The organism is Thermocrispum sp. (genome assembly GCF_002919275.1).
GTDB lineage: Bacteria > Actinomycetota > Actinomycetes > Mycobacteriales > Pseudonocardiaceae > Thermocrispum > Thermocrispum agreste.
Genome location: NZ_PKFA01000062.1, coordinates 1 through 11,114 on the forward strand (window position 1 = coordinate 1; position 11,114 = coordinate 11,114).

The window sequence follows — 11,114 nt, forward strand, 5'->3', positions numbered from 1 at the left end:
CCCTGGCGAACAGATCGAGGTTCGCCAGGGCAACGGCGGACGCCACCGGGTGCCCGCCGAACGTGGCGCCGTGCGCGAACCAGTTGGTGCTGCCGCCTCCAGCAAGCCAGCAACATCCAAATCAGTAGCTCCTCGGCAAGCCGAGCACATGCGAGCCGACCAACCCACACCGTGACCCACGCCAGGGTTTCCCGTCCACGCGGTCTCTGCTCCGACCGGCACGGGCAAGGGCTGAGCGCCAGTGGCGGCCCTCTGGCGTCGAGCCGCGGGTGCTCCGTCTTCGCATTCGCGGCGGGCGGCTACCGCATCCGCCACTGCGGTCGGCGCTTCTCCCGGAACGCGGCGACCCCTTCCCTGATGTCGTCGGTGGTGAACGCCAGCGCCAGCTGCGACTGCAGCGCCGACAGCGCGTCCGGCAGGCTCATGTCGCGCGTGGCGTCGATGGCGTTCTTGCCGAGTCGCATCAGCAGTGGCGACTTGGCCGCGAGCTCGTGGGCCCACTGGCGGACCGTGTCCTCGAACTGCTCGGCCGGGACGACCGCATTAACGATGTCCATGCGTTCGGCTTCCCGTGCGTCGATCGGCTTGCCGGTCATCATCAGCTGGTTGGCCCGCATCCGGGGGACGTTGCGGTAGATGAGCGCGGAGATCATGAACGGGAACACGCCGACGTTGATCTCCGGGCACCCGAACCGCACACCTTCCTTGGCGATGATCAGATCACACGCCAAAGCAAGCCCGAACGCTCCGGCCAGCACGTCGCCGCCTGCTGCGCAGATCACCGGTTTGCCGAGTCCGCCGATGGTCTGGTACAGGCGCGGGAAGCGGTCGAGTCCGGCGTACTTGGTGATGGTGGGGTTGTCGTCGGCGAACGCCTTGAGGTCGCCACCGGCGGAGAACACCCGTTCGTGTGACGACCGCAGCACCACCACGCGCACCGCGTTGTCGGTGCGGGCGCGCTCGAACGCGCGCAACAACTCGTCCAGCATGGCATCGGTGAGCGCGTTGCGGTTCTGCGGGGAGTCGAGTGTCACGAAGGCGACACCGTGGTCGTCGAACTCGTAGCGAACTGGGGACACGGTTCCTCACATTCCGATGTCGAGGACGATCTTGCCGAAACCGCGCCCGGACTCCAGGTAGCGGTGGGCGTCGGCGGCTCGGTCGAGCGGGAAGACGCGGTCAACCACGGGCGGCGGCACGTCGTGGTCGTCGAGCAGGCGCAGCAGTTGCGCGAAGTCACGCGGGCTGCCCATGGTCGTGCCGAGCAGGTCGAACTGCCCGAAGTAGAACCGGCGCACGTCCAGCGCGGCCAGTTCGGCGCGACTCGCGCCGAGCACGATTAGGCGGCCTCCTGGTCGGAGCGCCCGCAGCGCGTCCGCCCATGTGCCCACCGAGTCGAGCACGACGTCGAAGCCGCGTCCGCCGACCAACTCCTTGGCGGCCTTGTGCCAGTCCGGCCGGTCGTAGCGGACCCCGCCGGCCGCGCCGAGCTGGCGTGCTGCGGCGATCTTGTCCTCGCTGGACGAGGTGACGTAGACGCGGGCGCCGACCGCGGCCGCCAGCAACACCGCGGTGGTCGCCACTCCCCCGCCAGCGCCCAGGACGAGCAGCGTCTCACCGGCGCGCAGACGTCCCCGGGTGAACAATGCCCGGTAGGTCGTCAGTCCCACCAGCGGCAGTGCTGCAGCCTGGGCCCACGACAGCCCAGGTGGTTTCGGCGCCACGCACTCGGCCGGCACCTCGACCCGCTCGGCGTACGTGCCCGGCCGGTGGTCACCGAGGATCTCCCACCGGGGGCCTGGCGCGGACTCTTCGTCGCCCCACCACAGGGAGGGAAGGATTACGACCTCCTCGCCGGTGGTGAGGTCGACTCCTGCACCGTCGGACCCGGGGGTGTGCGGCAGCGGGGAGTCGTACTTGCCCTGTCGCACCAGGACGTCGTGCCAGTTGAGCGCGGCTGCCTTGAGCTCGACCACGGTCCAGCCCGGGCGAGGTCGCGGGTCCGGTCTCTCCCCGAGCCGCAACACGTCGGCGGGTCCGTAGCGGGTTTGCACAACGGCCCTCATCGGATCGCCGTCCCACGACCGCGAGCGAGCCGGTTGCCCGACGCGATCGCCCTCCCGCTCGGCCAATGAGACGGCTGGGTGCTCATCGCTCGTGTCCTCTCTCGTTGTCGGCCGGCACCGGGACCTCGCGGCGGAGCGGGCGGGGTCAGTCCTTCGGGTACGTGATGTAGATCGACTCGGCCACCATCGCGGGCCGTTGCTGACCCTTGATCTCGACCGTGAGCGCGACGCGGTACCGGACTCCCCCGTCGTCCCGTTTGCCGGTCTCGGTGATGCGGGCACGCAACCGGATCTGGGCCCCGACCGGTACCGGTGCGGTGAACCGCACGTTGTCCAGGCCGTAGTTGACTCCGCGGCCGTGGTCGGTGATGGTCATGAGCTCCTTGAGCATCGCGGGCACCAGCGACAGCGTCAGGTAGCCGTGCGCGATTGTGCCGCCGAACGGGCCCTGTGCAGCACGCTCCGGGTCCACATGAATCCACTGGTGGTCGTCCGTGGCGTCGGCGAACAAGTTGACCCGTTCCTGGTCGACGGTGCGCCACGAACCTGCTCCCAGGTCGAGCTCGGACACCTCGACGAGCTCCGCCACCGTGATCGCCAAAGCCACCGCTCGTTCCTCCTCGCCGGGCCGGCTGACGACCCCTTCCGCTGTTGTCGTCGCATCGCGACGGCACCACGACCGGCGCCGCATGTCAACGTCGGGCCTGCCGGGACGGGTGTCGTCGCCCACAATCGGCTGGCTCCTTCACTACCCGGTGGCGCTGCGGTTCGGCGTCGCGGACCGTTGTGGCCTAACGGGATGTCGGGGTTGCCTTCCCTCCGGGATGATACTACAGTTCCAATGGTCAGTCCAAATATTGGTTTGGCGACAGCCCCGAGACAAGGACGTCACATCGTGATCGACGAGTTCACCGATGTGATCTACGAGGTCGAGAACGGCCTGGCGTGGATCATCATCAATCGCCCTGACAGGTACAACGCGTTCCGTGCCCGCACGATCGACGAGCTGGTCTTGGCCTTCAAGCGGGCATGGGCCGACAACTCGGTGGGCACCATCTGCCTCACCGGGGCTGGCGACAAGGCGTTCTGCGCCGGCGGGGATCAGAAGCAGCGCATGGAGACCGGCGACTACGGTCCGTCGATCAGCGGTCTGTTCGAGATCGAGGCGCTGCACCGAGTCATCCGGGACGTGCCCAAGCCGGTGATTGCCGCGGTCAATGGCATCGCCATCGGCGGTGGCCACGTCCTGCACGTGCTGGCCGATCTCACGATCGCCGCCGACACCGCCACGTTCGGCCAGAACGGTCCGCGCGTGGGCAGCTTCGATGCCGGACTGGGCACCGGCTACCTGGCGCGCGTCGTCGGCGAGAAGCGAGCCCGTGAGCTGTGGTTCATGCTGCGACGGCTGACCGCGCAGGAAGCGCTCGAGTGGGGCCTGGTCAACAAGGTCGTTCCGGCGGCCGAGCTCAAGGACGAGGTGCGCAAGTGGGCCGCTACGATGAATACGTACTCGCCGACCGCCCTCAAGGTCCTCAAGCAGTCGTTCAACACCGACACCGAGCACTTCGTCAGCCTCGGCAACCTCGCCGTGACCACCCTCAAGCTGTTCGGGGAGACCGCCGAGGCGCAGGAAGGCATCACCGCGTTCAACGAGAAGCGGCCACCGGACTTCTCGCAGTACCGCAGCGACTGACCGACGGTGTCCCGGGCGCCGTGCCGCCGGGCCGACCGCGCCGCACCTGGCCGCCCCTCCTTGCCCACGTCGCCCGGCGGCGTGGCCCCTTCATGTCAAGCCCGGTGATCGGCCCACCACCGTGGTGGCCTGGTGACCGCGCGCTGACGTCGAACCTATGACGACCACGTCGTCCGTGCTGGGAGGCACTTCATGAGCACAATCTTTTCCCCCACCGCGCTGGCCGGCAAGCGCGTCCTGATCACTGGTGGCGGCACGGGACTGGGGCGCGGCGTGGCCAAACACCTCGTCGATCACGGCGCCGAGGTGCACCTGTGGGGGCGGCGCGAGAACGTGCTGCGGGAAGCGGCCGAGGAGGTCGGCCGCGACCGACCCAGCGCGGTCCACTACCAGTGTGTCGACGTGCGCAAGTTCGACATGGTCGACGAAGCGATGGACGCACTGTGGCACGAGCACGGCCCGCTCACCGGGGTGATCAACAATGCCGCCGCCAACTTCATCGCCCAGACCAAGGACCTCAGTCCGCGTGGCTTCGAGGCGATCACCAGCACGGTAATGAACGGCTCGTTCCACACCACGCTCGCGGCGGGCCGCCGGTGGATCGAAGGCAAGCTCCCGGGCGTGGTGCTGTCCACCCTCACCACGTGGGTGTGGACGGGCTCGGCCTACGTCGTACCGTCGGCAATGGCCAAGACGGCCGTGCACGCCATGACGATGTCGCTGGCCGTGGAGTGGGCCAAGTACAACATCCGGGTCAATGCGATCGCGCCCGGGCCGATCCCGACCGATTACGCCTGGGAGATGCTCAACCCCACCGAGAAGACGTCAGCGGGAGCGACCCAGTGGGACGAGATCCCGGCTGGCCGTCCCGGCACAATCGAGGAACTGGCGAACCTGACCATCTTCCTGCTGTCGGACGCGTGCAACTACCTCACCGGTCAGACGATCGCCATGGACGGTGGCCAGATGCTGGCCGGCCCCAACACGTTCGCAAGCCTGGCGAGCATGACCGAGGAGGACTGGGCGGAGGCCCGTGCCAAGGCCAAGGCGGCGTCCGAGGCCGCCAAGAAACAACGCACCATCTGACGTTTGGTTACCGTCCCCCACGACCGACCAGGACACGACGCATGACCGTCAGCCTGGCCGGTCGTGCGAGAACGGCCCACCGAACGATCGCGGACGAACCGGACGATGGGTCTCCTCGGGCGCGCGGTCTGGCCGAGCGACCGGCAATTGCCTTTAGTGGGCCGCCGCGGCGAAGGCGCGGATCTCCTCGGCCACCCGCTCGGGCACTTCGGCCGCGGCGATGCCCTCCCCGATCCAGTTCGCGCCACCACCGCAGATTCAGGTGCACGACTTCCACCGCCACCCGGGGCGATCGAACGATCTCCTTCGGGAGGATCGAGAACCCGGCTGGGACTGTGACCGGGTCGGTGTTGCGCTCACCGAGCAACTCCCGTAGTAGCAGGCGGCCGAAGCACCAGTGTGGGTCAGCCTTTACACCGACACGACGTCGAGCACGAGGTCGTCGTCGAGCAGCGAGCGCCCGGACGTGTCCCGGTCCGACCAGTCGTGCAACTTCTCCGCGATCCAGGCTTGCAGGGCCACGGGCAAGCCGACGAGCGCGTCTCCGATCGTGTGGGGCCTGGTGCCTTGCAGGGCGACGTAGGCCGAGCCGTCCTTGCGACAGCGTGCCTCGCGTTCCAGCCCGCGTCGCTCTGCTGGACTCGCCTGCGCTCACAGGTCGTCGGTGACCAGGACGAACGGGATCGTCAGGTGCGTCCTCGCCCGCGCTCGGGGTATCGCCGCGCGAAAACACTCGACACGAAGTCACCCCAGTCGCCGCCGTGGGCGAGAAGCGGTCGTACCCCAGCCGGCTCATCAGCTCGGCCCACACGTCCGGGGTCCTGACGGCTCCCCACCCCGATTCGACGGGTTTGCCGCTCCAGGCGTACCCGGGCAGGGACGGGCACACGACGTGAAAAACCGAGTCGGACTCCGGCTGCGCCAGTCGCGGGACAACGCGCTGGAAATTCCACCAGGCACTGGGCCAGCCGTGAGTCGTGATCAGCGGAATCGCGTCAGGCCGGTCCGACCGCACGTGGACGGCATGTACCTCGAGGCCGTCGATGGTGGTGAGCGACTGGAGAAAGGCGCCGAACCCTCGGCGGAAGGCGTCCCGTCGAAGGCGCCGCGTCAGTAGCCGACCAGTCGCTGCATCTCCTCCCAGCGGGGCCCCTGCGCCCAGCCCGGCTCGGTGGTGGCCTCGGGCCACCGCACCCGGGACAGGCGTGCACGCAGATCGTCGATGTACTTGTCGCTGACGTCCGGCACGAAGAACCGCACCGTGCTGGTCATGGGTCGTCGACTTCCAGGGTCGGCCGGTAGGTGTACGACGACGATCGTGTCAGGGCAAACTCGAAAATGCCCGAGCCGCGCACGCCGTTCCACTCGAATCGGGAAAGCCGGTCGGTCAACGACGAGTCCACGGTCCGCTGCGTCACGGTGCCGTCCAGCGGCCACACCTCGCCCTCGACGTGGTCGCGCCCGAACTTGCGCCCGTGATGCCCTCCGTACCCGGCACCGGCCATCAGCCCGCCACGGCCCGACGCGTCGGCCGCGATGTGGTACGTCGCACCGCTCGCCGTGGTGACCAGCACACGTCCCGACCGCAGGTCGAGCTGGTCGTCGAACACCAGGTCGTGCTGGACGTCGGTGATCTCGTCGAGACTGCCGTCGGTGTGCATGACCGCGCCTTCCAGCAGCAGCCGCCCGCCGTTACGGCTCTCCACCAGCAGGAACCCGACCGAGCGGTCCGGGAACTGGGCCTGGAACCAGATGTGCAGGCCCTGTCCACCCTGCATCGTGCGCACGCCTCTCGACCGGTCGCGCTGGCTGTACCAGTGATCGACCGTGATCGCAGTGCCGTCGATCCGCAGCTCGCCGTCGACGTAGCCGGACTGGAACAAGTGGGCGAATGACGTCTTCTGCCCCGAGGCGTTGGTGACCTCGACGTCGCCCCACCACGCGGGGGTGCGCGCCGTCCACACCAGGTCGAACGTCATGTTCGTCGGGTTGTCGCCGAGCACGATGCGCCAGCGCGTGTTCGGCTCGAGCACCTCGTAGCGGAGCGGGCCGCAGCGGTCCCACGGGGTGGCCGACAGCTCGGTGGCGAAGCGCGCGTTGCGCTGCTCGGTGTCCGTGCACAGCTGGGCGAACCCGTCGACGGTGTCCCGCACCGGGTACAGCCCGAGCCCGACGATGACGGCCGGGCGGGACCCGTCCACCGGGTGCAGATTGAACACGAAGCGGTCGAAGAACTTCTCCGGCAGGCCAACCACCTCGTCCGGCGTGATGAGCGGGTCGTGGAAGGCCTCGTGCGATCGGTTCGTCATGTCACTCCTGACGGGTCGATGCGGGCGATGACGAGACCAGGCCGGCGCTGCGCCGCGCGTCGTCGAGAAACGCGTGGACCAGTCCCCGGTCCAGGTAGTACGGATCCCCCGTGCCCTGTCGGGCGCGTCGGTGGCTGTACTCGTAGAGCACTGCCAGCTTCCACAGTGCGAGCACGGTGTACCAGGGAAGATGGGTCAGGTCGGCGCCGGTCCGCTGCGCGTACCGCTCGGCCAGCTCCTGCCGCGACGGATAACCAGCCTCGAGCATCGCGATCCCCATTGCCTGGGTCGGGTTGAACGGTTCCTCCCGGGGCACCGACGCCAGGAAGTAGCCAAGGTCGAACAGCGGGTCGCCGATCGTGGCCAGTTCCCAGTCGAGCACCGCCGCGACCTCACCTGGCCGCCTGGTCGACAGCATGACGTTTGGGAGGCGGAAGTCGTTGTGCACGATCGCGGCCCCGGACTCCACCGGCACGTGAGCCAGCAGCCACTGACGGACGTCGGCGAATTCGTCCGGCACGCGCCCGGCGTCGTCGGCGATCAGGCGTGCCATGCGGTGGACGTGCCGGCTGTTGAAGCCTTCCGGGCGCCCCAACTCCGCCAGGCCCGCGGCCCGCCAGTCCACCGAGTGCAATGCAGCCAGGGTGTCCACGAGGGCGTGACCGATGCGACGCCGCGTCGAGGGGCTGTCCAGCGGTGGCGGGGTCTGCGCCGTCACCACGACGCCGTCGACGTAGCCCATGACGTACAGCGGTACGTCGAGCACTTCACCAGCGCTGGCGGTGGCCAGCACCGGGGCGACCGGCACGGCCGAGCCGCCCAGCGCGCTGATCAGCCGCGCTTCCCTCAGAACGTCGTGCGCCCCGGGCGGCGTCGGTGGTGGCGGAGGTCGGCGGACCACCACCGTGGCGCCGGCCTCGTCGATCACCCGGTAGGTGAGGTTCGAGTGCCCGTCGCCGATGCGGACTGCCCGCACCGGACCGCACGTCAGCCCGCGCTCCTGCAAGAACCGCGCGAGTGCCGCGAGCTGCCGCGGACTCCAGTCCCAGGCGACCACGTCGATCAGCCACCCACGAACCGCGCCGAACGCCGCTCACGGAACGCCGCCAGGGCCTCCGGCATGTCGGCGGTCTGCACTAGCAGCGCCTGCCCGCGGTTCTCCAGCTCGAGCGCCACCGCGTACGAGCCGACCTCCAGGTTGCGCTGGATGGCCCGCTTGCTCATCCGGACCCCGGCCGGCGAGTTCTGTGCGATCCGGCGGGCCAGTGCGACGGCCTCGTCGAACAGGCGCTCGGCGGGCACCACCCGGTTGACCAGGCCGATGCGTTCGGCCTCCTCGGCACCGACCAGGCGCGCGGTGAAGCCCATGTCCGAGGCGCGCGCGGGGCCCACCAGACGGGCCAGGTTGAACGACGTGCCCAGCTCCCCCATCGACAGCCCCACCTGCACGAACGCGGCGCTGAACTTCGCGTTCGTATCGCACAGACGGATGTCAGCTGCCAGCGCCAGCGCGAACCCGCCGCCGGTGGCCGGCCCGTGCACCGCCGCGATCACCGGGAACGGGAGGTGACGAATCTCCTGGATCCCGCCGGTGGCGACTTCCTGGAACTTGAGGAACTCGCGGACGCCCATCTCGGTGATCACGTGCACCTCGTCGAGGTCGAAGCCCGCACAGAACGCGCGGTCCCCGGCGCCGGTGACGATGAGCGCCCGCAGCGGCTCGTCGCGCAGGGCGCGGGCCGCCACGCCGTACTCGTGGAACATGCGCACGGTCTGGCTGTTCATCCGGTCCGGCCGGTTGACGCGCAGCACCCCGATGTCGCCGGGCAGCACCTCGAACGTGAGCTGTTGCAGCGGCGGGAAGTCCATCTGCACGGTCACGTCGTCACTGGTCATCCCGCTCACTCCCCCCGGAACACGGGGCGGCGCCGTTCGCGGAACGCCGCAAGCGCTTCCGGCATGTCCTTCGTACGGGTCAGCAGCGCCTGCCCGCGGTTCTCCAGCTCGAGCGCCGCCGCGTACGAGCCGACCTCCAGGTTGGCGTGAATGGCGCGCTTGGTGAGCTGGACACCACCGGGACTGTTGTTGATGATCTTCTCGGCGAGCGCCAACACGTCGTTCATCAGCTCACCCGGCCGGGACAGTGCGTTGACCAAACCGATCCGCTCGGCCTCTGCGGCGTCGACGTCGCGGCCGGTGAACGCGATCTCGCTAGCCCGGGCGGGTCCGATCAGCCGCGGCAGCAGCCACGACACGCCGAGGTCGCCGATCGACAGCCCGACCCGGACCATCGCCGGGACGAATGTCGCCTCGGGCGCGGCGATGCGGATGTCGGCCTGCAGTGCCAGGGCCAATCCGCCGCCGGCTGCTGGCCCGTTGACCGCCGCGATCACCGGCACGCGCACGTTACGGACCGCCAGCATCGCGCGCGCCGCCCGTTCCTGCAGGTCGAGCATGCCGATCGCGCCCAACTCGGGCAGCTTGTCCGCTTCCGCCAGGTCGTAACCGGAGCAGAACGCCTTGCCGGCACCGGTGATCACCAGCACGCGCAGGGCATCGTCGTCGTTCAGGACCGTCGCCGCCTGCTCGAGCTCGGTGAACATCCGGGGCGTCATGGCGTTGAACCGGTCCGGGCGGTTGAGCGTCAGCAGCGCGACGTTGGCCGCCGGCTCGCTCAGTCGGAGGGTTTGGAAGTCGAGGTCGGCAATCGTCATGAACGGCTCCTTGTACCTCACGCGAACTTCGGGGGGCGCTTGGCGACGAACGCGGTGATTCCCTCGGCCGCTTCGCCGGAGACGAACAGCTCGTTGATCTGTTCGGCCTCGTAGACAAGGCCTTCCGGCAACGGCTTGGTGAACGAGGCGTCCACCGCGCGCACACCCGCCAGCTGGGCCGGCAGCGAGGAGGCGGTGAGGTCGGCGGCCAGCGCGAGCGCGGCCTCCACCACGTCGCCGTCGGTGAGCCGGTCGACCAACCCGATCGCGTGGGCCTCGTCGGCGGGCACCTGGCGTGCGGTCAGGATGATGTCGAGGGCCCGGCCCCGACCGACGAGCTGCGGCAGTCGCTGCGTGCCGCCCGCGCCGGGGATCAGGCCGAGCTTGACCTCCGGCAGGCCCATTCTGGCCTTCGTGGCGGCCACGCGCAGGGTGCAGGCGAGCGCCAGCTCGAGCCCGCCGCCAAGCGCGAGGCCGTTGACGGCCGCGATCGAGATCCATGGTGCTGCGGCCAGCCGGTCGTTGACCGAACGCATCTTGTCGCCGTAGGCGGCGAACGACTGTGCGTCGATGGTGGACATGTGCTTGATGTCGGCGCCCGCGGCGAAGAATCCGTCCAGCGCCGAGGCCACCACCATTACCTTGACGTCGCCGGCGCTCTCGGCAGCGTCCATGGCGGCGTGCAGGCCGTCGAGGATCTGCGGGCCCAGGGCGTTGGCGGGTGGGCGGGCCATGGTCGCGACCATCACGCCCGGAGAGGCGGTCTTCCAGGTGACGACGTCGGTGTCAGACATGGACCCTCACTTTCGCTTAACGGTCAGACCATAGCTATCTCAAGGTCGAGGAGGGAAACCATCGACGCCGACGGACTGGAGATTTCTCCTGTCCGCCCCACCGTTCGTGACGCAGATAACGGTCCACCCGTCTCTTGGCGTGAATCGGGACGCCGAGCCCACCAGGGATGCCGAAACGGAGCCGCGATGCGAGCGCCCGAGATGCACAGGTCCGGCACGCCCTCGCCGCGTCGGCGACGGTGCCCGATCGGTTCACCGCTGGCGGGTCGCCTCGCGCACCCGTCAGCACACGCGCGACGGCGTCGGACGGAGCCCGGTGGGTAGCAGTTGCAGCTAGCTCACGGCAGGCGCGGGAACCGGCCGAAGTCCGGGGTGCGCTTCTGCTTGAACGCCTCACGGCCTTCCTTGGCCTCTTCGGTGCCGTAGAACAGCAGGTTGGCTTCGTGCGCCAG

The 11,114-nt window shown here is 69.1% G+C and carries 11 protein-coding genes and 1 pseudogene; 2 read left to right on the top strand and 10 right to left on the bottom strand.

All coding sequences use genetic code 11. From position 1 onward, the window contains the following. Positions 1 to 299: 299 nt before the first annotated feature. From CXP56_RS16565 to CXP56_RS16575, 3 genes are all read right to left on the bottom strand, one after another. On the bottom strand, positions 300 to 1,079 hold the full coding sequence (locus tag CXP56_RS16565) for an enoyl-CoA hydratase/isomerase family protein (RefSeq protein ID WP_286901836.1): 780 nt from the start codon (positions 1,077 to 1,079) through the stop codon (positions 300 to 302). A gap of 6 nt (positions 1,080 to 1,085) precedes the next feature. Continuing rightward, positions 1,086 to 2,066 carry a zinc-binding dehydrogenase gene (locus CXP56_RS16570; RefSeq protein ID WP_286901838.1) on the bottom strand — a complete coding sequence of 327 codons (981 nt, stop codon included), beginning with the start codon at positions 2,064 to 2,066 and terminating at the stop codon, positions 1,086 to 1,088. Positions 2,067 to 2,211: 145 nt separating this feature from the next. Beyond that, a complete protein-coding gene (locus CXP56_RS16575; RefSeq protein ID WP_286901840.1) occupies positions 2,212 to 2,673 on the bottom strand; it encodes a MaoC family dehydratase in 462 nt (153 codons plus the stop codon). 288 nt (positions 2,674 to 2,961) lie between these two features. Here CXP56_RS16575 and CXP56_RS16580 point away from each other — a divergent pair, with 288 nt between their 5' ends. Continuing rightward, positions 2,962 to 3,759, top strand: coding sequence for an enoyl-CoA hydratase-related protein (locus CXP56_RS16580; RefSeq protein ID WP_479266915.1), 798 nt, complete (start codon positions 2,962 to 2,964; stop codon positions 3,757 to 3,759). A 192-nt stretch (positions 3,760 to 3,951) separates the two neighbouring features. Next, entirely contained in the window at positions 3,952 to 4,845 is an 894-nt protein-coding gene (locus CXP56_RS16585) for an SDR family oxidoreductase (protein WP_286901842.1), read from the top strand. 955 nt (positions 4,846 to 5,800) lie between these two features. Here CXP56_RS16585 and CXP56_RS19105 read toward each other — a convergent pair. The 7 genes and pseudogenes from CXP56_RS19105 to CXP56_RS16615 form a co-directional block, all read right to left on the bottom strand. Further along, positions 5,801 to 6,007 (bottom strand): annotated as a pseudogene (locus tag CXP56_RS19105) (epoxide hydrolase N-terminal domain-containing protein); the annotation flags it as partial. After that, positions 5,956 to 6,117 (bottom strand): epoxide hydrolase N-terminal domain-containing protein, encoded by a 162-nt coding sequence (locus CXP56_RS16590; protein WP_286901843.1) that lies wholly within the window; start codon positions 6,115 to 6,117, stop codon positions 5,956 to 5,958. The pseudogene CXP56_RS19105 and the gene CXP56_RS16590, both read right to left, overlap by 52 nt. Then, positions 6,114 to 7,154 carry an Rv3169 family protein gene (locus tag CXP56_RS16595; RefSeq protein ID WP_286901845.1) on the bottom strand — a complete coding sequence of 347 codons (1,041 nt, stop codon included), beginning with the start codon at positions 7,152 to 7,154 and terminating at the stop codon, positions 6,114 to 6,116. The genes CXP56_RS16590 and CXP56_RS16595 overlap by 4 nt, the downstream gene beginning before the upstream one ends. 1 nt (position 7,155) lies before the next feature. Further along, positions 7,156 to 8,211, bottom strand: a complete 1,056-nt coding sequence (locus CXP56_RS16600) for a phosphotransferase family protein (protein ID WP_286901846.1) — start codon at positions 8,209 to 8,211, stop codon at positions 7,156 to 7,158. Positions 8,212 to 8,216: 5 nt separating this feature from the next. Further along, complete coding sequence (locus tag CXP56_RS16605) at positions 8,217 to 9,050, bottom strand: enoyl-CoA hydratase/isomerase family protein (RefSeq protein WP_286901847.1); 834 nt, start codon at positions 9,048 to 9,050, stop codon at positions 8,217 to 8,219. 5 nt (positions 9,051 to 9,055) lie between these two features. Further along, complete coding sequence (locus tag CXP56_RS16610; protein ID WP_286901848.1) at positions 9,056 to 9,868, bottom strand: enoyl-CoA hydratase/isomerase family protein; 813 nt, start codon at positions 9,866 to 9,868, stop codon at positions 9,056 to 9,058. 17 nt (positions 9,869 to 9,885) lie between these two features. Beyond that, positions 9,886 to 10,662 carry an enoyl-CoA hydratase/isomerase family protein gene (locus CXP56_RS16615; RefSeq protein WP_286901850.1) on the bottom strand — a complete coding sequence of 259 codons (777 nt, stop codon included), beginning with the start codon at positions 10,660 to 10,662 and terminating at the stop codon, positions 9,886 to 9,888. Between the last annotated feature and the right edge of the window lie 452 nt (positions 10,663 to 11,114).